Origin of the sequence: Micromonospora sp. DT228 (assembly GCF_049841595.1) — a bacterium.
Classification (GTDB): Bacteria; Actinomycetota; Actinomycetes; order Mycobacteriales; family Micromonosporaceae; genus Micromonospora.
In genome coordinates, this window is record NZ_JBNCKO010000006.1 from 337,008 (window position 1) to 358,499 (window position 21,492).

Here is a 21,492-nt window from a genome sequence, read left to right on the forward strand (position 1 = left end):
CACCCGACGCGCCGTCACCCGACGCGCCGACCGCCGACGCGCTGACCGCTTGCCTCGGCCGCCGACACGCCGCTCTCCGGCTCTCCGCACGCCGCTCTCCGAGCCCTGATCGACTCGGGTTCCTTGAATCCGTGGTGTCTGACGTCCGCCCGAGCCTTGATCGACTCAAGATCCTTGAATCGGTGGTGTCCAACGGCCCTGGATACCGCGACTTCAATGATGTCGAGTGGATCATGCGCCCAGCCCGACGATGAGGCCGCCCTGTGGCGGCACCCTGGGCCCCAGCCCAGCGGCGGCACCCAGCCCTGTCGGGGAGCCCAGCGGCGGCGCCCGGCCCTGTCGCGGAGCCCAGCGGCGGCGCCCAGCCCTGTCGGGGAGCCCAGCGTCCAGCCCTGCGGCGGAGGCCTGCCGCGGGGGCGGCGGCGGGCCGGTGCTGGGCTTCCGGAGCGGCGCTGCGCGGAGATTTGTCGGACCCGCCTGGAAAACTACAGGCGAGTGGTTCTCCGCTTCCGTTGTGCGTCGTTGTCGCATCCGGGGCGGTTCACCTGGAGTGAGAAGGAGACACCCGTGTCGCACCGCGAGCTCTACTGCGATCTCTGCGAGGACGTGACGCCGTTCGAGGTGCCGCCCTGCGTCGACGGCCACGACACCGACTGTCCCGAGCTGATCTGCACCGGCTGCGGCGCCGCCGTGGTGATCGCCACGTTCGCCTTCCCGGTCACCCGGCTGGCCGAGCGCCGACGCCACCGGCCCACTTACCGCCACGCCGCCTGAAGCTCACCGCCCCGCCGGCACCGCGCCACACGCCCAACACCGCGCCGCCCGGTGCGCGCCCACGACGAGGGCCCGCTCCCAGTGGGATGCGGGCCCTCGTGGCGTACGGGTCGGTCGCGACGGCGACCGGGTGGATCAGTGCTCGGCGGTGCGCCGGGTGCCGCTGTAGTACTCGAACAGCAGCCCGCAGGCGGAGAAGACGACCGCCAACAGACCGGCGCCGATCAGCCAGTACTGCCAGAACACCATGCCGAGCGCGGCGATCGCGGCGGACAGCGCCAGACCGAACGGCCAGTAGCTGCCCGGGCTGAAGAAGCCGACCTCACCGGCGCCGTCGGCGATCTCGGCGTCCGGGCGGTCTTCGGGGCGCAGGTCGATGCGGCGGGAGACGAACCAGAAGAAGCCACCGCACATCGAGCAGAGCAGGAACGACAGCAGCAGGGCAACGGTGCCCACCCACTCGATGCCGCCGGACGCGCCGTTGGTCCAGGCGCCGTAGAGGATGGTGGCACCGAAGAGGAACCCGGCGATGACCAGGAAGATACGCCACTCGGTCTTCATGCGGCTGCCTCAGCTTCCCGTGCGGGCCGGAACTTTGTCCGGGTTGAAGTTGTCCTGCGTCCGCCGGGTGTCGAACGGCTGCGTGGTCTCCGCGTACGGTTGCTCGCCGATCTGGGTCAGCGCGTCCTGGGTCGACTTGCCGCTCTGCTTGGCAGCGAGGAACTGGTCGTACTTCTCCGGCGAGACCACCCGCAGTTCGAAGTTCATGAACGCGTGGTAACTGCCGCACAGTTCGGCGCAGCGCCCGACGTACGCGCCCTCGGCGTCCAGACTGGAGACCTCGAACACGTTACGGATCTTGCCCGGCATGACGTCCCGCTTGAACAGCAACTCCGGCACCCAGAACGAGTGGATGACGTCGCGGCTGGTCTCCTCGAAGCGGATGGACCGGCCGGTCGGCAGCACCAGCACCGGAATGACCTCGCTGGTGCCGAGCGTCGACGCGGTGGTGCGGGCCTCCGTGCCCTGGCCGTCGCGGTAGTTGAACTGCCAGTTCCACTTGAAGGCGACGACCTCGACCGTGACGTCCGGGTTCTTCGACAGCTTGTCGACGTCGGTCTGCACGATCGCCGTGTAGTAGAAGAGCACGGAGACGATCAGGATCGGCGCGATGGTGTAGAGGAACTCCATCGGCAGGTTGTAGCGGGTCTGCACCGGCAGCGCGTTGCCACGCTTGCGGTAGCGCACGACGCACCAGAAGATCAGGCCCCACACGAAGACGCCGACCGCGAGCGCGGCGATGCAGGAGGCGATCCACAGGTCGTACATCCGCTTGGACTCCGGCGAGATGCCGCCCTGCGGCCAACCGAAGCCGTCAAACGCCTGACCCACATCACAGCCCGTGAGCAGGATCAGCAGCGCGACGCCACTGAGACCGAGCCCGGCCAACCGACCAGCACCACGCCCCCGGCGTCCACCGACCCCTGGCGAAGCGCTGTGCCGTACGGCCGACGGCCGTACCTCCGAACTCCTTGCGACCACCTGGTCCTGCCTCCCTAGCGCGCCGCGGTGCGTCTTTCCTCAGCACCGGCGGCAAAGGCGTCACCGACGGTCGCAGATTACTCGACCATGACGGACTCAACAGTGGTGGGGTCACTGTCCGCCCCCCATTGGGGGGATGATGGGCATACCGCCGCGATAGCCTGTCGATCTGTGAGTGCGAGGAGCGAGCCGGGGTCGCGAGCCCCGCAATCGCGAACAAAAGGCGGATCTGTGAGCGCATCCCCGGTCTACCTGGACGCGGCGACCGCCGCGCCGATGCATCCGGTCGCGCGGCAGGCGCTGCTGGCCGCCTTCGACGACGGCTGGGCCGACCCGGGCAAGCTCTACGCCCAGGCCCGCAGGGCACGACAACTGCTCGACGCCGCCCGCGAGGCCACCGCGCTGACGCTCGGCGTCCGCCCGGACGAGGTGTCCTTCACCCCCAGTGGTACGACCGCGGCCCACGGTGCGGTGCTCGGCGGCCTGGCGGCCCGGCGCCGAGTCGGGTCGACGCTTGTGCACTCGGCGATCGAGCATTCGGCCGTGCTGCACGCGGCGGAGCGGCACGAGGCGGCGGGCGGGACCGCGACCGGTGTGCCGGTCGACCGGTCGGGCCGGCTGGACCTGCCCGCGTGGTCGGCCGCCGTTCGCGCCCCCGGGGTCGCGCTGGCCGCGCTGATCACCGCCAGTCACGAGGTGGGGACCGTGCAACCGGTCGCCGAGGCGGCCGCCGCCTGCGCCGAGGTGGGGGTGCCGCTCTACGTGGACGCGGCGCAGTCGGTCGGCCGGGTGCCCCTGCCGACCGGTTGGTCGGTGCTCAGCGCGAGCGCCCACAAGTGGGGCGGCCCTCCCGGGGTGGGGGTGCTGGCGGTGCGCAAGGGCACCCGTTGGGAGTCACCCTGGCCGGCCGACGAGCGGGAGGGTGGACGTACCCCCGGGGTGGTGAACCTGCCGGCGGTGGTGGCGGCGGCGGCGAGCCTGCGGGCGGCGGCGGCGGACGCGGCGGCCGAGGCGACCCGGCTGGCCGCGCTCGTGGACCGGATCCGGGCGCGGGTCGCGGTGGAGGTGCCCGACGTGGAGGTGGTCGGCGACCCGGTGCGCCGACTCCCCCACCTGGTCACCTTCTCGTGCCTGTACGTCGACGGGGAGGCGCTGCTGCACGCGCTGGACCGGCGGGGCTTCGCCGTGTCGTCCGGTTCGTCCTGCACGTCGTCCACGTTGCGGCCGTCGCACGTGCTGGAGGCGATGGGGGTGCTCTCGCACGGCAACGTGCGCGTCAGCCTGCACCGGGAGACGACCGAGGCGGACGTCGAACGGTTCCTCGGCGAGTTGCCCGGGATCGTCGCCGAGTTGCGCGCCGAGGCTGGGGTGGTGGGGCTGTGACGATGCCGGACGAGGTGATCGACTGTCGGGGGCAGCGTTGCCCGCTGCCCGTGATCGCGGCGGCCCGGCGACTGCCGCAGGTGCCGGTCGGCACGGTGGTCCGGGTGCTCGCCGACGACCCGGCAGCGGCGGTCGACATCCCCGCCTGGTGCCGGATGCGCGGCCAGGACTTCCTCGGCTCGGTGGACGGACCCGAAGGCCCCGCCTACGACGTCCGCCGCCTCCACTAACCCACCCCACCCCACCCCCACGCACCCCCACGCACCCCCACGCACCCCGCGATCTTGCACTTTCTGTGCCGACAAAAGGCGCAAAAGCCGCGAGACGGCAACACAAAGTGCAAGATCGGCGAGGCCGAGGGGTGGGGGTGGGGGTGGGCGTCGGGGTTAGGCCGGGAGGAGGTGGGGGCGGATCTCGTCGGCCGCCTCGTCGCCGTAGGACTCGGCCAGGCGCTTGACGAACAGGTCGCGGCGGACGTCGTACTCCTGGGTCCCGACGGTTTCCAGGACGAGCGTGGCCAGCAGCGAGCCGACCTGGGCGGCCCGCTCCAGGCCGACCCCCCAGGAGAGCGCGGTGAAGAACCCGGCCCGGAAACCGTCACCGACCCCGGTCGGGTCGACCGCCCGGATCTCCCGCGCGATCGGTACGTGGATCGGGTCGATGCCCCGGCCGGCGATCTCCACACCGTGCTTGCCCAGCGTGGTGACCCGCACCTTGACCAGGTCCAGCAGTTGGTCGTCGCTCAGCTTCGCCTTGCTCTGCAACAGCGACTTCTCGTAGTCGTTGGTCATCAGGTAGTCGGCGCCTTCGATGAGCGCCACCACGTCCTCGCCGGGCATCCGGGCGAGCTGCTGCGACGGGTCGGCGGCGAACGCGTACCCGCGGGTGCGGCACTCGGCCGAGTGCCGCAGCATCGCCTCGGGGTCGTTGGCACCGACCAGCACCAGGTCCAGTCCGCCGACCCGGTCGGCGACCGGAGCGAGCTCGATGTTGCGGGCCTCGCTCATCGCGCCGGCGTAGAACGACGCGATCTGACACATGTCGGTGTCGGTGGTGCAGACGAACCGGGAGGTGTGCGCCACCTCGCTGACGTGCACGGAGTCGCAGTCGACGCCGTGGCGCTCCAGCCAGGAGCGGTAGTCGGCGAAGTCCGCCCCCACCGCGCCGAGCAGCACCGGACGCAGGCCGAGCTGGCCCATGCCGAAGGAGATGTTCGCGGCCACACCGCCGCGACGGAGCACCAGATCGTCAACCAGGAACGAGAGGGACACCTTGTGCAGCTGATCGGCGATGAGCTGGTCGGCGAAGCGACCGGGGAAGCTCATCAGGTGATCGGTGGCGATCGAGCCGGTCACGGCGATCTTCATGTCAACCCTCGGGGTCGGGAGCAGGGCGCGGTCAGCCTACCGGCCCGGCAACCTGACAGTGTCCTGTCGGTCGGACATCGGTAACCGGCACGCCACCGGCTTCGGGACCGCTCCCAGTGACCACGACGGCGGGGCCGCCCCGAAGGACGGCCCCGCCGATGATGCGGTGTGGTGTGACTCAGTTGAACGAGTCACCGCAGGCGCACGAGTTGCCCGCGTTGGGGTTGTCGATGGTGAAGCCCTGGGCGTCGATCCGGTCGGCGAAGTCGATCGTCGCGCCGGACAGGTACGGGGCGCTCATCCGGTCGACGACGACCCCGACACCGCCGAAGTCGGTGACGACATCACCGTCGAGCGAACGCTCGTCGAAGAAGAGCTGGTACCGCAGGCCGGAGCAGCCGCCCGGCTGCACGGCGACGCGGAGCCGCAGGTCGTCGCGGCCCTCCTGCTCGATCAGGGCCTTGACCTTCTGCGCCGCGACGTCGGTGAGGACGACGGAAGTAGGGGCCTGGGCCTCGGTCGACTCGGTCTGCGCTGGCGTGGTCACGTGGAAGTCTCCCTGCGCGGTGTGGGTCCGGACGCACTGGCCAACGCCGTGCGCCGTCCAGTCATTCCCGGTTGTGGTCCGCGTCCGATCGTACGCCGCCTCGGCCGAACCCACCCGCGTGGCGTGATCGCCGCCGCAGGTCGGCCCCGGTGGTGGGTGGTCGGCGGCCTCAGCGGCTCCACTGCCGGGCCAGCCGGGCGCCCAGTTCGCGCAGCCCCGCCGCGGGCCGGCTCAGGGCGGCGTCGAGCCCTCCGCGCTCCTCGCCGCCGAAGTGCTCGACCAGGCTGTACGCGTCGGTCACCCCGGCCGAGGCGGCCTCCCGCCGGCCGGTGCTCACCTGCCCGGCCACCACCACGCAGGGGACTCCCCGATCGCGGGCGGCGCCGGCCACCCCGGCGACGACCTTGCCGCGCAGCGACTGGTGGTCGAACGACCCCTCACCGGTGATCACCAGGTCGACGCTGTCGAGCGCGTCGTCCAGTCGGGTGGCCCGGGTGACCATGCCGATGCCCGACTCGTGGCCGCCGCCCAGGGCGAGGATGGCCGCGCCGATGCCACCGGCGGCCCCGCCCCCGGGCACCGTGCCGAGCCCGGCCGGGCAGCCGGCCAGATCCCGCTCCAACACCTCCGCGAAACGTTCCAGCGCGGCGTCGAGCAGCAGCACGTCGGCGCGGTCGGCGCCCTTCTGCGGACCGAACACGTTGCTCGCGCCGTGCAGGCCGAGCAGCGGGTTGTCCACGTCGGTGGCCGCGACCAGCCGGACGCCACGCAGCCGGGGTACGCCGTCGAGGGCGTCGACCAGGGCCAAGGCCGCCCCGCCGTACGGCAGCGCGGCGCCGCCCGAGTCGAGCGGGGTCACGCCCAGCGCGGTGAACATTCCGGCTCCCGCGTCGTTGGTGGCGGAGCCGCCCAGCCCGATCACCACCGTCCGCGCGCCGCTCTCCACCGCGGCGGCCACCAGCAGACCCAGCCCGTACGAGGTGGTGGTCTTCGGGTCCCGTTCGGCGATGTCGAGCAGATGCAGCCCGCAGGCCTGTGCGCTCTCCAGGTAGGCGGTCGCGCCGTCGGTGGTGAGCAGGATCTCACCGGCTGCCGGCCGGCCCAGCGGGTCGACGGTCGCCACCGGCACCCGCCGGCCGCCGAGGGCGTCGGCGAGCACCTCCACGAAGCCGGGCCCACCATCGGAGAGGGGCCGGATCAGCAGTTCGTCGCCGTCGGTGACGGTGCGCCACCCGTCGGCCACCGCGGCGGCCACCTCCGGTGCGGACAGGGTGCCGGCGAACTTGTCCGGGCAGAGCAGCACGCGCATGCCGAGCAGTGTGGCAGCCCACACCGAGCGGAGCTGCGCCGCGCTCCTGCTGTGGGACCATGGGCTACGTGACTTCGACCTGGCTGGAACCCTCCAACACCGCGACGGCTCTGCTGCTGCTCGGCCGGGGCAGCGACCCCGACACCGAGCGCGGCGTCGAGTGTCCGGGCGACCTGCCGGCGCCCAGCGACCCGGACCTGGTGGCCCGCGCCACCGCCGCGAAGGCGAAGCTGGGCAGCAAGGTCTTCGTGCTGGGGCACCACTACCAGCGCGACGAGGTGATCCAGTTCGCCGACGTGACGGGCGACTCGTTCAAGCTGGCCCGGGAGGCCGCGGCCCGTCCGGACGCGGAGTACATCGTCTTCTGCGGCGTGCACTTCATGGCCGAGAGCGCCGACATCCTCACCACCGACGCCCAGCGGGTGATCCTGCCCGACCTGGCGGCGGGCTGCTCGATGGCGGACATGGCGGTCCTGGGCCAGGTCGAGGCCGCCTGGGACACGCTCACCGAGCTGGGGATCGCCGGCGAGACCGTGCCGGTGACGTACATGAACTCGTCGGCCGACATCAAGGGCTTCGTGGGCCGCAACGGCGGCGTGGTCTGCACCTCGTCCAACGCCAAGCGCGCCCTGGACTGGGCGTTCGAGCAGGGGTCGAAGGTGTTCTTCCTGCCCGATCAGCACCTGGGCCGCAACACGGCGGTGCTGGAGATGGGCCTGTCGCTTGACGACTGTGTGCTCTACGACCCGCACAAGCCCGGTGGCGGGCTCACCCCGGAGCAGCTGCGCGACGCCAAGATGATCCTCTGGCGGGGGCACTGCTCGGTGCACGGCCGGTTCACCCTCGACAGCGTCAACGACGTCCGCGAGCGGGTGCCGGGCGTCAACGTGCTGGTCCACCCGGAGTGCCGGCACGAGGTCGTCACCGCCGCCGACTACGTGGGCTCCACCGAATACATCATCAAGGCCGTCGAGGCGGCTCCGGCCGGTTCGGCGTGGGCGCTCGGCACCGAGCTGAACCTGGTGCGCCGGCTCGCGCTGGCGCACCCGGACAAGCAGATCATGTTCCTGGACAAGGCTGTCTGCTACTGCTCGACGATGAACCGGATCGATCTGCCACACCTGGTCTGGGCTCTCGAAGAGCTGGTCGCGGGCCGGGTCGTCAACCAGATCACGGTGGACGCGGACACCGCGCACCACGCCCGGGTCGCGTTGGACCAGATGCTCGCCCTGCCCGGCGCGGACACCCCGCCGCCGGCGGCGTCCTGATCACGATCCGTAGCGCTCTTGGTACGCAAAAGCGCCGGATCACCGATTAATGCCACACACGCCGATGTGACCGAGTCCTTTTTCGTCACCGAGGGCTATGCTGCCGGGGCGACGACATACGCGGGCCGTTTCACCTTGGCCGCATCCGGGGTAGCGACAACGTTCAGGCTCCCCACAAACAACACGGCAGCACTGACGCGCTGGAGGTTGCGTTGACCGACGACGTCCTGGTCGTACACGGAGGCACTCCGCTCGAAGGGCGGATCCGCGTGCGCGGCGCGAAGAACCTGGTATCGAAGGCGATGGTCGCCGCGCTGCTCGGCGACAGCCCGAGCCGGCTGTACGACGTGCCGAAGATCCGCGACGTCGAGGTGGTCCGGGGTCTGCTCGGTCTGCACGGCGTCAAGGTCACCGACGGCGCCGAGGACGGCGAGCTCGTCTTCGACCCGGCGAACGTGGAGAGCGCCAGCACCGATCAGATCAACGTGCATGCCGGTTCCAGCCGGATCCCGATCCTGTTCTGCGGCCCGCTGCTGCACCGGCTCGGGCACGCGTTCATCCCGGACCTGGGCGGCTGCCACATCGGCCCGCGCCCGATCGACTTCCACCTGCAGGCGCTGCGCGAGTTCGGCGCCACGGTCGAGAAGCGGCCGGAGGGTCTGCACCTGTCCGCGCCCAACGGGCTGCACGGCACCAAGTTCGCCCTGCCGTACCCGAGCGTCGGCGCCACCGAGCAGGTGCTGCTGACCGCGGTGATGGCCGAGGGCGTCACCGAGCTGCGCAACGCCGCGGTGGAGCCGGAGATCATCGACCTGATCTGCATCCTGCAGAAGATGGGCGCGATCATCAAGGTCCACACCGACCGGGTGATCGAGATCCAGGGTGTACCGAAGCTGCACGGTTACACCCACCGGCCGATCCCGGACCGGATCGAGGCGGCGAGCTGGGCGGCCGCCGCCCTGGCCACCCGTGGTCACGTCGAGGTGCTCGGCGCGCAGCAGGCCGACATGATGACCTTCCTCAACATCTTCCGCTCGGTCGGTGGCGAGTACGAGGTCACCGACGCGCGGGCGCCGAAGCTGGGCGACCCGGGCCAGGAGGGCGGCATCCGCTTCTGGCACCCGGGCGGCGAGCTGAACGCGGTGGCGCTGGAGACCGACGTGCACCCCGGGTTCATGACCGACTGGCAGCAGCCGCTGGTCGTGGCGCTCACCCAGGCCCGTGGCCTGTCGATCGTCCACGAGACGGTCTACGAGCAGCGGTTGGGCTACACCGAGGCGCTGAACTCGATGGGCGCCAACATCCAGGTCTACCGGGACTGCCTCGGCGGCACCCCGTGCCGCTTCGGCCGGCGCAACTTCAAGCACTCCGCGGTGATCGCCGGGCCGAGCAAGCTACACGCCGCCGACCTGGTCATCCCGGACCTGCGGGCCGGTTTCAGCCACCTGATCGCGGCGCTCGCGGCCGAGGGCACCTCCCGGGTGTACGGCGTCGACCTGATCAACCGGGGCTACGAGGACTTCGAGGCGAAGCTCGCCGACCTGGGCGCGCACGCCGAGCGTCCGTAACCCGGTCACCAATCGTTCGGCTACGACGGCTCCAGGTCGCGCTGCGGCCTGGAGCCGTCGGCCGTCGTACCGCGATGTGCGGCGGGCGCGGGTCGTTGGCTACCCTTGCCGCGTGCCGTCGCTCTTTCGCCGCAAGTCCACCGACCTCGTCGACGAGGCCGTCTCCTCGGTGACCCCCGAGGAGACCGCCGAGCGTTCCCGGGGTTACACCCCGGCCAAGGGTCGGGAGACGCCGAAACGGCCGACCGCGGGTCGCCGCCCGGCCGGCCCCACTCGCCCCCTCACCAAGGAGGAGGAGCGGGAGCGTCGTCGCCAACTGCGCGCCGAGGCCGCGTCCGAGTTCCGCCGTGAGGGCGGCCCCCGCGACCGCGGCCCGGAGCGGCTGCTGGCCCGCAACGTGGTCGACTCCCGGCGTACCGTCGGCACCTGGTTCTTCGGCGGCGCGCTGATCGTGCTGATCGGGTCGAACGCGGCCATGCCGCCACTGGTTCGGTTGATCTCCAACGTCCTCTGGGGCGCGCTGGCCCTGGGCGTGGTCGTCGACTCGGTGCTGATCTGCCGCAAGATCAGCAAGTTGGTCCGGGAGCGCTTCCCGAAGACCGGCCAGCGAATGGGCTCGCTCTACCTCTACGCGGTCATGCGCTCGATCACCTTCCGGCGGATGCGCGCCCCTGGCCCGCAGGTCAACCTCGGCGACAAGGTCTGACGCCGACTCCCCCACACCATCGCGAAACCGCTGTCCCCGGCATCCCCGGCGGCAGCGGTTTCGCCGTTGCTGGGCGGGTCGGGGCAAGCACATCCGAGCGGGCGCTGTTCGTTGTACCGTACGCAGGGTTCATCCTGCTGAACGCTGCTGCTGTTCGCGACGACGAACGCCGAACCGAGGGAGCGAACGCATGCCTCCGGAACCGGCCGCACCGCTGGCCAGCATCGCCGCCGCCCTGCGCCGCGAGCGGGAACGGGTGGGCGCCTCGCTGACCGAGCTCGCCCGCCGGGCGGGGGTCGCCAAGTCCACCCTCTCCCAGCTGGAGTCGGGCACCGGCAACCCGAGCGTGGAGACGCTCTGGGCGCTGGCTGTGGCGCTGGGCGTGCCGCTCAGCCGGCTTGTGGAACCCGCCGACGACGCCGTCCGGGTGATCCGGGCCGGGGACGGACCGCGGGTTCGCTCCGAGCAGGCCGACTTCGCCGGCACGCTGCTCAGCGCCGGGGCGGCACACCTGCGGCGGGACGTCTACCTGATCGAGTTGGAGCCGGGCGCGGCCCGAGCCGCGGACGGGCACACCCCGCGCAGCATCGAACACGTGGTGGTCGCCGCCGGACGGTTACGCGTCGGCCCCGAGACGGCCCCGGTCGAGCTCGGGCCCGGCGACTACGCGGCGTTTCCCGGCGATGCTCCGCACCGCTACGAGGCGCTCGCTCCCGGGACGTTCGCCGTCCTCATCCTGGAGCATCCCTGAGCAGGCGGCGACGATCAGCCCGAGCCGACCGGCCGCCGAATGCGGTAGGGTCGGGGATCAGATTCGGTTATAGGCCCAAATGTCCGAAACCATGGGGATAACGTTTACGCCCGTGGGCGGTGCCACAGTGGCGGTGAGCGAGCCCGCGCCGTTACCCTCCATCCGCAGCCACGGCCGGTCGGCGCGGGCGACCTGACCGGCACGCGAGGCCCCAGCACGACAATTTGCAACGAGGTGACAACGCCGTGAGCGAGCGGACGCGAGCCGGCCACCGGGGCGTGGCAGGCGGCGACCGGACGCCCGGCGATCAGCCGGCGACGGCTGCGGACGGCTCACCTCCGGCGAGAATCGGCCGAGTGGCCGGGTGCGGCGACGGGCGCGGCCGATGAGCGGCCGATACGCCGACCGGTGGTCCGACCCGAACGAGCCGGCCTGGGTGGTCGAGCCGACCACCGAGTGGCACCCCCAGTACCCCGGCCAGCGCTACCCCGGCGACATCGGCGTGGCCCACCAGCCGCCACCGCGCGGCCGGGCGACGGTGACCGGCCGAGCCGAGGTGCCACCGCTCGCGCCCACCCGCCCGGACGGCACCTACCTCGGCCGGTCCTGGGCCGACGAACCGCCGGAGGAACCTGCGGTCCACAGCCGATCCTGGGCTGACGACGAGCCGAGCGAGACACCGAGCTACGGCCGCCCCCGGAGCGACGCGCGCTCCGCCGACGCGTCCACCCACGGCCGCGACGACAGCGCCGACCGCCGCACCTACGACCACGAGCCGTACCGTCGGCCACTACCCGAACCGCCCCGGCGCGACGATCGCCGCTCCCCCGAGTCGGACCGGCGTACCGCCTGGTCCGACCGCCGGCCCGGCGACGACCGGGGACCCGCGCGGGAGGCCGCCTGGCACCGGGACCAGCCCTCCCCCGACCGGTACGACGGCCGACGTCAGCGGCCGGAGCCCACCGAGCGGGACCGTGGTTACCCGGGCGTCCCACCGGTCTCCCCCGCGCCCCGCTCCGATCCCGGCTGGGTGCCGGAACCGGACGACGCGCCGCGTCGACGCGGCACGCACGAGCGCCCGGCCGCCGGTTACGACCGCCACCCCGCCGACGGATACGGCGCACGACCCACCCGGAACCACGACGGCCGAACTGCCGACGACCGGGTCGCCGACGGCGTCGACCAGTGGGCACCCGTGGACGGCCACACCCGATACCGCGCCGACGGCTACCCGGACCGGGTCGCCGACGACGGCCGCCGCCCGGAACGGCGCTACCGCGCGGACGAGGCGGCCGGCGCGTCGCCGTCGCCGTCGCCGAACGGTGGACGACGACACCGGCCCGAGCCGGAGACGCCCGACCATTCCCGCCGCGACGACGACCGGCGTCGGCCCGACAGCGACCCGCACCGGCAGCAGCCCCGCGAGACCGTGGCCCGCGCCGAGGCGTACCCGGACCGGCGTCCCCGCGAGGAGGCCCGACCGGACGCGTACCGCGAGGACGGACATCGCGAGCACGCGTACCGCGAGGAGCGACCGCACGACAACACGTACCGGGAGCCTCGGCCGCAGCCCGGCCCACGGCCGGACGGCGCCCTTCCCTGGCCGCCGCCGGGTCCGGTGCGCCAGGACCGCACCCGGGAGCCGGGTCACCGCACCGAACCGCACCGCACCGCGGACCCACACCGCGGCGTCGAGCCGGGTGTCCCGTCGCGGCCGGACTCGCGGCCCGAGCGGCCGGCGGTCACCCCGCCCCGCTACGACGAGCGACACGTACGCCCGGCCGCCACGGCCCCCTCGACAGCCGGCCGTGCCACACCGCTGTCCCCGGAGCGGACGGTGCCGCCGTCACCCGTCTCCCCCGCCGCGCCTTACCGGGACAAACCGGTCTCGGCAGCCCCGATCTCCCCCGCCACGCCCCACCGGGACCAACCGGTCTCGGCAGCCCCGATCTCCCCCGCCACGCCCCACCGGGACCAACCGGTCTCGGCGACTCCGGTCTCCCCCGCCTCCGACGTGCCCGTCTCGGGTCCACCCGCCGCACGCCTTCGGCTGGAGTACCTGCCCGCGCCGGTGGACCCGCCCACCTCCGACAAGCGCGCGGAGGTGCCACCTCCGGCGGAGCGCCGGACATCCGCCGAACCGCCACCGCCAGTCGCCGCGCACCCCACCGCGCCGCCGCGGTACCCCGGCCCGGACACCACGGCCCGCCCGATGGACCAACGGCGCGGCGAGCCCACCCCGGACCGCCGCCAGTTCGGCGACCCGTCGGGCAGCACCGCCCCGACCGACCACCGCCCGACGCCGCACTCCCCCGACCGAGCGGCCTCGGGCCAGCGCCCGCACTCCCCCGACCGGCCGCACTCCCCCGACCGGCCGCACTCCCCCGACCGGCCGGTGTCGGGGCAGCGTCCGCACTCCCCGGATCGGGTGGCCCCGACGGCGGACGCGCGCCCGACGGTGGCACCGCCGCCCACCTGGCAGGCCCCGCGCCCAGCCGCGTCCCCGCCCGCCCCGCGCCCAGCCGCGCCCCCGACCGCACCGGAGCCTGCCGCCCCGGATCCCTCGGTGCGGAACGCCGACGCGGCGGCACTCCCGCTCGCCCCCGGCACACCACGCCCCTACGTGCCGCCGCCACCCTCGGAAGGGCCGCTCGCCCCCGTTCGGGCCCCGGACGAGGTCACGGGCACCCGCGGGCCGGAGGCGTGGTTCAGCCCCGCTCAGCCCGCCGACTCGGATTCGGGCGAGCCCGCGCCGGACCCGCAGTCCTCCGGGCCGGCCGAGGACGAGTCGACGGCGAGCGATGGTGACCTGTCCACCACGCCGACATCCGTCCCGTCCGCCGCGGCGACCACGGTGGACCGGGGTCCGTCGGCACCGAGCACGCTGGACCCGGATCCGTCGGCACCGACCGCCGACGTCCGTCACGATCCGAGTGACGAGCACGGCGACAGGACGACACCGGCTGACGCGCCCCAGCCCGTGTCCGCGTCGCCCGCACGACCGACCGACGACACCTGGGCCGACGACTCTCAGGACGATGCGCGAACGGCTGTCGGACCCCCATCGGCGCACGACGACCGGCCCGTCTCCGGCGCGCCTGCCACCGCGACGCCGCACCAGCAGGCCGACGTCGCCGCCGAGGCCGACCAGCAGGTGGCCGCGGCTCATCCGGTCGAGGACACCGACCACGTCGCGCACGACCCCACGGACGACGCCGAGCCGTACGCCTGGCAATCCGATGCCGAGGACGACCCGAACACCGCCACATCGACGGACGGCCCGCGAGCAGACGACTGGTCGGACGACCTCGCCCTACCGGCCTCGTCCGCGATGTCTGATGACAACGATTCTCCCGTCTCGGAGGCACAGGTCCCGGCCCCGCCTGAGCACAGGCCGGCGAGCCTGCCGCCCATCTCCGCACCGCCCGCACCGTCGGTCGTCGCGGCGCCCGTCTCCGCACCGCCCGCCTCCGCGCCACCGGTCTCCGCACCACCCGCGCCAACACAACCGACCTCCGCACAACCGGTCTCCGCACCGCCCGCACCAACCTCAGCACCACCCGCCTCGGCAGCACCCGCCTCCGCACCACCCGCGCCAACACAACCGACCTCCGCGCCACCCGTCCCCGCACCGCCCGGGTCGGCGTATTCGGCCGACGCGGCACCCGCCGGTGTTCCCGGCCCGAGGTCCGGCTCGCGCGGGGAGGACGCGCCTGTCTCCGCGCCACCCGCCGCTCCACCCGCCGCTCCACCGGCGGCGACCCGCGCGTCGCTGGCCGACCCGGGTGACCCGGAACAGGTCCTTTCGGCGTACCGCTGGCGGTTGGACCCGGTCACCCTGCGCGAGGAGCTGACGGAGCCGGACGACCTGCGGGCCATCCGGCGGCGGCTGACCGAGAAGTTGGGCTCGGCGGTCGACAACCGTGCCCGGGCCCGGTTGCTCAGCCTGCGGGCGGTGGCCTCGCGGATCCTCGGCGACCTGGACGACGCGCTGGCCGACGGTCGGCTCGCCCTGACCTACGCCGAGGCCACCGGCGAGCTGCGCCGGACCTCGTTGGCCCAGGCCCGCCTGGCCCACGTCCTGCGCTGGCGTGGCAACTTCGCCGAGGCTGACCAACTCTTCGCCCAGGCCAACTCGGTCGAGCTACCCGACCGGTTGCGGGCCGCACTTCACGAGCACGCCGGCCGGTCGTGTTACGACCAGGGGCGGCTCATGGAGGCCTGCCAGCACTTCGAGCAGGCGCTCGACCTGCGTGGCGCCGGCGACGCCGAACTGCTGGAGCGGGTCCGGGTTGCCCTCGACGCGGTCGCCGTCCGGGCCACGGCCGACGGCTTCGGGCCGTACCGCCGGGGTCGGGACGAGGTGCTCGACCGGGACCGACCCCCGCTGCCGGAGCGGGACGGGCCGTTGTGGGGTTACACCGGCCAGGACGGCGACCTGGTCATCCCCGCCCGGTACGCCGAGGCGCAGCCGTTCCATGACGGGCTGGCCTGGGTTCGCCGGCCGGACACCGACAGGTGGTCGCTGATCAATTTGCTTGGTACGACGGTGATTCCGCCGTCCTTCCGGGCGGCGCACCCCTTCAGCGACGGCCTGGCCTGGGTGGTCGGCGAGGGCGGTTGGACGGCCATCGACGCGACCGGCGCGGTGCAGGTCGCGCCCAACTTCGCCGAGGTACGACAGTTCCGCCGCGGGTTGGCCGCGGTCCGGCGCGAGGGGTGGGGGGCCGTCGACCGGGCCGGCCGGATCGTCGTGCCCACCCGCTACCACGGGTTCGTCACCGAGTTGGCCGACGGCCAGCAGGTCGACGGTTTCACCGACGAGGGGCTCGCCGTGGTCGACGTGGCCGGCCGGCGCGGTGTGGTGGACCGCACCGGCGCGGTGCTGGTCCCGCCGACCCATCCGAGGCTTGTCATCCACCCGGTGGCGTTCCTGGTCGGCAGCGGTGGTCGGTGGGGTGCGCTGGACCGGCGCGGTGAGCCACTCATCGACACGGTGCACCGCGATCGCGCCGAGGTGTTGGCGGAGATCGACCGGCTGCTCACCGACGCCAACCCGGTGCTCTGAGCGGCCGGTCGACGGTGGTGATCCACCGGGCTAGGGTCGGTACATGGAATTCCGACACCTGGGCCGTTCAGGCCTGCTGGTCAGTGAAATCTCGTACGGCAACTGGATCACCCACGGTTCACAGGTCGAGGAGGACGCGGCGTTCGCCTGCGTCCGGGCCGCCCTCGACGCGGGGATCACCACCTTCGACACCGCCGACGTGTACGCCGGCACCCGGGCCGAGGACGTGCTCGGCCGGGCGTTGCAGAACGAGCGTCGCGAGGGCCTGGAGATCTTCACCAAGGTCTACTGGCCGACCGGGCCAGGCCGCAACGACCGGGGCCTCTCCCGCAAGCACATCATGGAGTCGATCAACGGCTCGCTGCGCCGGCTGCGCACCGACTACGTGGACCTCTACCAGGCCCACCGGTACGACAGCAGCACGCCGCTGGAAGAGACGATGGAGGCGTTCGCCGACGTCGTGCACTCCGGCAAGGCGCACTACATCGGCGTTTCCGAGTGGACCGCCGAGCAGTTGCGCGCCGCCCACCCGCTCGCCCGGGAGCTGCACATCCCGCTGATCTCCAACCAGCCTCAGTACTCGATGCTGTGGCGGGTCATCGAGGCCGAGGTCGTGCCGGCGAGCGAGGAGCTGGGCATCGGGCAGATCGTCTGGTCGCCGATGGCACAGGGTGTGCTCTCCGGCAAGTACCTGCCGGGGCAGCCGCCGCCGGCCGGGTCCCGGGCCACCGACGAGAAGTCGGGTGCGAACTTCATCTCCCGGTTCATGAACGACGACGTGCTCACCCGGGTGCAGCAGCTCAAGCCCCTCGCGGAGCAGGCCGGGCTCAGCATGGCCCAGCTCGCCGTGGCGTGGGTCCTGCAGAACCCGAACGTCTCCTCGGCGATCATCGGCGCGTCCCGTCCCGAGCAGGTGCACGACAACGTCAAGGCGGCCGGGGTCAAGCTCGACTCCGGGCTGCTCAAGGCGATCGACGAGATCGTCGAGCCGGTCACCGAACGGGACCCGGCGAAGACCGAGTCCCCCGCACAGCGTCCCTGACGTCGCCGCGGTCCGGCCGGCGCGAGATGGTCGCGCCGGCCGGACCCGGTCAGCTCAGCGTGGGCCGGCTCAGCCAGCCCAGGCTGTGGCCGGTCAGCCCTGCCAGAAGCGGATCAGGTCGAGGCCGGCGGCGTAGAGCCAGGACGGCAGGCCCAGGGCATCGCCGATCGCGAAGACCGCGTCGAAGAACCAGCCACCGATGCGCGGGTTCCACAGCAGCGCGAAGAGCAGCAGGAACCCGTACGGGGCGAACATGTCGTACATCTTGCGCCACTGCGGGTTGAGCCACGGCTGGATCATGTTGCCGCCGTCCAGGCCCGGCACCGGCAGCAGGTTGAGCACGCTCGCGGTGAGTTGCAGGAACGCGAGCAGGGCCACGCCGGCCCAGAACTCCACCGGGCCGCCCAGCGACTCGGTGCCGATCCGCAGCACCGCCACCAGCACCAGCACGAACAGCACGTTCGTCGCCGGGCCGGCGAGGCTGACCAGGGTGTGCCGCAGTCGACCCGGGATGGCGTGCCGGTCCACCCAGACCGCGCCGCCGGGCAGGCCGATGCCGCCGAGCAGCACCACCGCCACCGGCAGCACGATCGACAGCAACGGGTGGGTGTACTTCAACGGGTTGAGCGTCAGGTAGCCCCGGTGGGCGATGTCCCGGTCGCCGGCCCGGTAGGCGACCACCGCGTGGGCGTACTCGTGCAGGCAGAGTGAGACCAGCCAGCCGGACACCACGAACAGGAACACGTCGAACCGGACGTTGCCGTACCCGTTCCAGGCCAGCACCCCGCTGACCGCGAAGAGGGCGACCAGGCCGAGGAAGACCGGGCTGGGCCGAAAAGCCGCCTTGGGTACGCCGAGGACCAGCCCGTCGGCTCCCGGCCGGTCGTAGGCCATCACTCGGCCGTGGGTAGCAGGCTCATCCGGTACTCCACCCGGTCGTCCTCCACGAGCGCGACCGAGGTGACGCCGGACGCCGCGAGCTCCCGCCAGGTCTGACCGATCCAGGATTCGGCGTCGGCCTGGCTGCTGAACGACTCCGCCGGTCCCTCGACCGCCTGGCCGTCCGTGCCCTCGTACCGCCAGCTCCACGCCATGCCGCGTCTCCCCTCGCCGCTGATGTCCCGGTGGGACGAACCCTCGCCAGCGTAGTCGGCCCGGCGCGCAAGGGCCGCTCGCTCACCCTGGGCCAGATCATCCCCGAGCAACCTCGCACCACCGCGACCCTTCCGCGATCTTGCACTTTCTGCCTCGACATAGAAGGCATTCCACGCATCTCGGCGACCGAAACTGCAAGATCGGCGCGGCTGGGCGCGGATCGGGCTTTCGATCGTCGGCCGGGTCGGGGCGACGTGCCCAGACTTCGAGCGGGAGAACTAAGGTACGGGCATGTCCGTAGACGGGTGGAACACGGTCCTGGTGCTCGGCGGTATCCGGTCCGGCAAGTCCGAGTTCGCCGAGTCCCTGGTCACCGACGCGCCGGTGGTCCGTTACCTCGCCACCGCGCCCGAGGGCGACCCGGAGGACACCGAGTGGGCGACCCGGCTGGCGGCGCACCGCGCCCGGCGGCCGGGCAGCTGGACCACCGAGGAGACCACCGAGGACCCGCGCCGGCTGGCCGACGTCATCGCGTCCGCCGAGCGCAACGAGACGCTCCTCGTCGACGACCTGGGCGGCTGGGTGACGGTGCTGCTCGACCCCGAGCACCAGCCGGCCGACGACGTGGCGACGATCGCGGAGCTGGCCGAGGCCATCCGCACCTGCCCGGCCCGCGTGGTGCTGGTGAGCCCCGAGGTGGGGCTGTCGCTGGTGCCGACCACCCCGCTGGGTCGGGCGTTCACCGACGCGTTGGGCGCGGCCAACCGCTCGGTCGCCGACGCCTGCGACGCGGTGGCCCTGGTGGTCGCCGGCCAGCCGGTCTGGCTGAAGCCGGCCGCCAGCGCGACAACCCCCGGCAGCGCGACCGCCCCCGCCAGCGCGACCGCCCCCGGCAGCGCGACCGCCCCCGCCGCCCCCGACAGCGCGACCAAACCGGCCGCCCCCGGCAGCCTGGCCGACGCCGAGCCCACCCCGGAGGTGCAACTCCCCGAGGTGCTGACCCACACGCCGCCGGCCGTCCCGGCCCAGGAGCCCGGCAACCCCTGGGCCGCCCCGACCATGGCGCTGCCGATGGTGGCCACCGGGCTGGTCATCCAGCCGGGCATGGAGCTGCCGATGCCCGACGAGTACGCGGGCCCGCAGGCCGTGGACCGACTGGCCACGCTCGACGTACCGGGCGCCGGGCTGGGCGTGCTGGATCGGGTGGTCGGTTTCGCCGCCGCCACCCAGGGCACCACGACCCCCCAGGCCTGGGGATCGGTGCGGGTGTTGCTGCTGCACGGCGACCACGCCGGTGGGGCGTCGGCCGGCACCGTAGCCGGTGAGTCGGCGCGGCGGGCCGCGCAGGCCCGCGCCGGCCGGGGCGCGCTGGCGCGACTCGCCGCCGAGAGTGGCGCGAGCCTCCAGGTGGTGGACACTCCCGCCGCCGCGCCGATGGAGGACCAGCCGGCGCTCACCCTGGACCAGGTGGAGTCGGCGCTGCGCTACGGCTGGCGGCTCGCCGAGCAGGCCGCCGACGCGGGCGTACAGCTGCTGGTGCTGGGGGCGTGCGGAGCTGGCACCGAGGCGGCGGCCGCGGCGGTGCTCGCGGCGACGGCCGGCGCGGAGCCGCCGGCCGTGCTGGGCCGGGTCATCACCGACTCCGGTGAGATCGACGACGCGGCGTGGATGATCCGCTGCGCGGCGGTCCGTGACGCGCTGCACCGCACCCGCCGCTCGTCCCGCGGCGCCAAGGACATCCTGGCCGAGCTGGGCGGCGGCGACGTGGCGGTGGCCAGCGGCGTGCTGCTCGGCGCCACCGCCCGCCGGGTGCCGGTGCTGATCGACGGGCCGGTCGGGGTGGCCGCCGGCATGGTCAGCCGCGATCTGGCCGGGCAGACCCGGCACTGGTGCCTGCTCGCCGACCATGGTGGTCACCCGGCGGTGCGGCTCGCCGCCGACGTGCTCGGCCTCACCCCACTGCTCGACCTGCGGATGGATCTCGGCGAGGGCGCTAACGCGCTTGTCGCCCTCCCGCTGCTGCGCTCGGTGCTCGCCCTGGCCGCCGCCCTGCCGGTCCACCCGTCGCTCGGCGGCGACGAGGACCCGAGCCCGGACGCCGACGAGCCGGCCTACTCCGACGCGTCCGACTTCGCCGAGCCGGTCTACTCCGACACGACTCTCGACGAGTCCGACTTCGCCGAGCCGGAGCCGGCCGGTCCGGGCCCGGCCAGCACCGGGGCGGACGAGCAGCCGGCGTCGGGTTGGCGTGCCGGCTGAGTCGCGGTTCCTCGCGGGAACCCGGCTGGCGGTCACCACGTTCACCACGCTGCCGGTGCGGGCCGGACGGATCGACCGCCCGGTCGCCGGCACCGCGATGGCACTCGCCCCGGCGGTCGGCGCCCTGCTCGGCGTCCCGCTGGCCGGTGTGCTGCTGCTGACCGGCGCGTTCGCTCCCCCGCTGGTGGCCGCTGGTGTGACTGTCGGCGTGGCCGCGCTGCTCACCCGCGGGCTGCACCTGGACGGGTTGGCCGACACCGTGGACGCGCTCGGCTCGTACCGCCGGGGGGCGGCCGCACTGGAGATCATGAAGAAGCCGGACGTCGGCCCGTTCGGGGTGGTCGCCCTTGTGGTCGTACTGCTGGTGCAGGCGGCGGTGCTGGCCGACCTGGCGGGGCGGTCCGGGCCGGCGGCATTCGCGGCGGTGGTCGCGGCGACCGCCGCCGGACGGTTCGGCGTCACGGTGGCCTGCCGACGAGGAGTGCCGGCCGCCCGACCGGACGGGCTCGGCGCGCTGGTGGCGGGCACGGTCGGCCCGGTGGCACTGGCCGTCGGCGCGGTCGCCGTCGCGCTGCTGGCGGTGCCCGCGGTGCCGGGCCGCCCGTGGCAGGGGCCGCTGGCCGTCGCCGCCGCGCTCGCCGTCGCGCTCGCGCTGCTGACCCACGTGGTACGCCGGCTCGGCGGGATCACCGGCGACGTGCTCGGCGCGACCGTCGAAGTGGTCACCACGCTGGTCTACCTGGGTCTGGTGCTGTCCGCCTGAACCGGACACCGCAGGCCGGGTAGCGTTCGGCTCGACAGCACCGGCACGGC

General features: G+C 73.2%; 18 protein-coding genes. 11 read left to right on the forward strand and 7 right to left on the reverse strand.

The features are described from left to right. The first annotated feature begins 567 nt into the window (after window positions 1-567). Window positions 568-774, forward strand: a complete 207-nt coding sequence (locus tag ACLQ29_RS15695; protein ID WP_425772262.1) for a hypothetical protein — start codon at window positions 568-570, stop codon at window positions 772-774. Between the two features lie 135 nt (window positions 775-909). On the opposite strand, the gene ACLQ29_RS15700 is transcribed toward ACLQ29_RS15695, so the two are convergent. Continuing rightward, complete coding sequence (locus ACLQ29_RS15700) at window positions 910-1,335, reverse strand: cytochrome c oxidase subunit 4 (RefSeq protein WP_425772263.1); 426 nt, start codon at window positions 1,333-1,335, stop codon at window positions 910-912. A gap of 9 nt (window positions 1,336-1,344) precedes the next feature. Next, entirely contained in the window at window positions 1,345-2,316 is a 972-nt protein-coding gene (coxB, locus tag ACLQ29_RS15705; protein WP_357245111.1) for an aa3-type cytochrome oxidase subunit II, read from the reverse strand. Window positions 2,317-2,547: 231 nt separating this feature from the next. On the opposite strand from coxB, the gene ACLQ29_RS15710 reads away from it, so the two are divergent. After that, a complete protein-coding gene (locus ACLQ29_RS15710; RefSeq protein ID WP_425759773.1) occupies window positions 2,548-3,699 on the forward strand; it encodes a cysteine desulfurase family protein in 1,152 nt (383 codons plus the stop codon). Next, window positions 3,696-3,929 (forward strand): sulfurtransferase TusA family protein, encoded by a 234-nt coding sequence (locus ACLQ29_RS15715; RefSeq protein WP_393363593.1) that lies wholly within the window; start codon window positions 3,696-3,698, stop codon window positions 3,927-3,929. The genes ACLQ29_RS15710 and ACLQ29_RS15715 overlap by 4 nt, the downstream gene beginning before the upstream one ends. A gap of 156 nt (window positions 3,930-4,085) precedes the next feature. Here the strand turns inward: ACLQ29_RS15715 and ACLQ29_RS15720 are convergent, their stop codons facing one another. The 3 genes from ACLQ29_RS15720 to ACLQ29_RS15730 form a co-directional block, all read right to left on the reverse strand. Then, window positions 4,086-5,066, reverse strand: a complete 981-nt coding sequence (locus ACLQ29_RS15720) for a carbohydrate kinase family protein (RefSeq protein WP_357374154.1) — start codon at window positions 5,064-5,066, stop codon at window positions 4,086-4,088. A 178-nt stretch (window positions 5,067-5,244) separates the two neighbouring features. Then, window positions 5,245-5,613 carry an iron-sulfur cluster insertion protein ErpA gene (gene erpA / locus ACLQ29_RS15725; protein WP_238661535.1) on the reverse strand — a complete coding sequence of 123 codons (369 nt, stop codon included), beginning with the start codon at window positions 5,611-5,613 and terminating at the stop codon, window positions 5,245-5,247. Window positions 5,614-5,782: 169 nt separating this feature from the next. Next, window positions 5,783-6,922 carry a glycerate kinase gene (locus ACLQ29_RS15730; protein ID WP_425772264.1) on the reverse strand — a complete coding sequence of 380 codons (1,140 nt, stop codon included), beginning with the start codon at window positions 6,920-6,922 and terminating at the stop codon, window positions 5,783-5,785. A 68-nt stretch (window positions 6,923-6,990) separates the two neighbouring features. On the opposite strand from ACLQ29_RS15730, the gene nadA reads away from it, so the two are divergent. The 6 genes from nadA to ACLQ29_RS15760 all read left to right on the forward strand — a co-directional run bounded on the left by nadA (window position 6,991) and on the right by ACLQ29_RS15760 (window position 17,325). Continuing rightward, window positions 6,991-8,190, forward strand: coding sequence for a quinolinate synthase NadA (gene nadA / locus ACLQ29_RS15735; protein ID WP_425772265.1), 1,200 nt, complete (start codon window positions 6,991-6,993; stop codon window positions 8,188-8,190). A 212-nt stretch (window positions 8,191-8,402) separates the two neighbouring features. Beyond that, window positions 8,403-9,758, forward strand: coding sequence for a UDP-N-acetylglucosamine 1-carboxyvinyltransferase (gene murA / locus ACLQ29_RS15740; RefSeq protein WP_393363602.1), 1,356 nt, complete (start codon window positions 8,403-8,405; stop codon window positions 9,756-9,758). A gap of 112 nt (window positions 9,759-9,870) precedes the next feature. Then, entirely contained in the window at window positions 9,871-10,464 is a 594-nt protein-coding gene (locus tag ACLQ29_RS15745; RefSeq protein WP_425772266.1) for a DUF3043 domain-containing protein, read from the forward strand. Window positions 10,465-10,654: 190 nt separating this feature from the next. Further along, complete coding sequence (locus tag ACLQ29_RS15750; RefSeq protein ID WP_425772267.1) at window positions 10,655-11,215, forward strand: helix-turn-helix domain-containing protein; 561 nt, start codon at window positions 10,655-10,657, stop codon at window positions 11,213-11,215. A gap of 385 nt (window positions 11,216-11,600) precedes the next feature. Beyond that, window positions 11,601-16,283, forward strand: a complete 4,683-nt coding sequence (locus ACLQ29_RS15755) for a WG repeat-containing protein (protein ID WP_425772268.1) — start codon at window positions 11,601-11,603, stop codon at window positions 16,281-16,283. Window positions 16,284-16,326: 43 nt separating this feature from the next. Further along, window positions 16,327-17,325: an aldo/keto reductase family protein gene (locus tag ACLQ29_RS15760; protein WP_425772269.1), complete on the forward strand. Its 999-nt coding sequence runs from the start codon at window positions 16,327-16,329 to the stop codon at window positions 17,323-17,325. A gap of 93 nt (window positions 17,326-17,418) precedes the next feature. Here the strand turns inward: ACLQ29_RS15760 and ACLQ29_RS15765 are convergent, their stop codons facing one another. Continuing rightward, window positions 17,419-18,219: a site-2 protease family protein gene (locus ACLQ29_RS15765; RefSeq protein WP_425772310.1), complete on the reverse strand. Its 801-nt coding sequence runs from the start codon at window positions 18,217-18,219 to the stop codon at window positions 17,419-17,421. Continuing rightward, entirely contained in the window at window positions 18,219-18,419 is a 201-nt protein-coding gene (locus ACLQ29_RS15770; RefSeq protein WP_393364532.1) for a hypothetical protein, read from the reverse strand. The genes ACLQ29_RS15765 and ACLQ29_RS15770 overlap by 1 nt, the downstream gene beginning before the upstream one ends. Window positions 18,420-18,711: 292 nt before the next feature. Here ACLQ29_RS15770 and ACLQ29_RS15775 point away from each other — a divergent pair, with 292 nt between their 5' ends. Continuing rightward, window positions 18,712-20,679, forward strand: a complete 1,968-nt coding sequence (locus ACLQ29_RS15775) for a bifunctional adenosylcobinamide kinase/adenosylcobinamide-phosphate guanylyltransferase (protein WP_425772270.1) — start codon at window positions 18,712-18,714, stop codon at window positions 20,677-20,679. Then, window positions 20,669-21,442: an adenosylcobinamide-GDP ribazoletransferase gene (locus tag ACLQ29_RS15780; RefSeq protein WP_425772271.1), complete on the forward strand. Its 774-nt coding sequence runs from the start codon at window positions 20,669-20,671 to the stop codon at window positions 21,440-21,442. The genes ACLQ29_RS15775 and ACLQ29_RS15780 overlap by 11 nt, the downstream gene beginning before the upstream one ends. The last annotated feature ends 50 nt before the right edge of the window (window positions 21,443-21,492 follow it).

Coding starts and splice junctions, on each gene's coding strand:
- ACLQ29_RS15700 (WP_425772263.1), bottom strand. CDS start 1,335: ATGAAGACCGAGTGGCGTATCTTCCTGGTCATCGCCGGGTTCCTCTTC.
- ACLQ29_RS15720 (WP_357374154.1), bottom strand. CDS start 5,066: ATGAAGATCGCCGTGACCGGCTCGATCGCCACCGATCACCTGATGAGC.
- ACLQ29_RS15730 (WP_425772264.1), bottom strand. CDS start 6,922: ATGCGCGTGCTGCTCTGCCCGGACAAGTTCGCCGGCACCCTGTCCGCA.
- ACLQ29_RS15750 (WP_425772267.1), top strand. CDS start 10,655: ATGCCTCCGGAACCGGCCGCACCGCTGGCCAGCATCGCCGCCGCCCTG.
- ACLQ29_RS15755 (WP_425772268.1), top strand. CDS start 11,601: ATGAGCGGCCGATACGCCGACCGGTGGTCCGACCCGAACGAGCCGGCC.
- ACLQ29_RS15760 (WP_425772269.1), top strand. CDS start 16,327: ATGGAATTCCGACACCTGGGCCGTTCAGGCCTGCTGGTCAGTGAAATC.
- ACLQ29_RS15765 (WP_425772310.1), bottom strand. CDS start 18,219: ATGGCCTACGACCGGCCGGGAGCCGACGGGCTGGTCCTCGGCGTACCC.
- ACLQ29_RS15770 (WP_393364532.1), bottom strand. CDS start 18,419: ATGGCGTGGAGCTGGCGGTACGAGGGCACGGACGGCCAGGCGGTCGAG.
- ACLQ29_RS15775 (WP_425772270.1), top strand. CDS start 18,712: ATGTCCGTAGACGGGTGGAACACGGTCCTGGTGCTCGGCGGTATCCGG.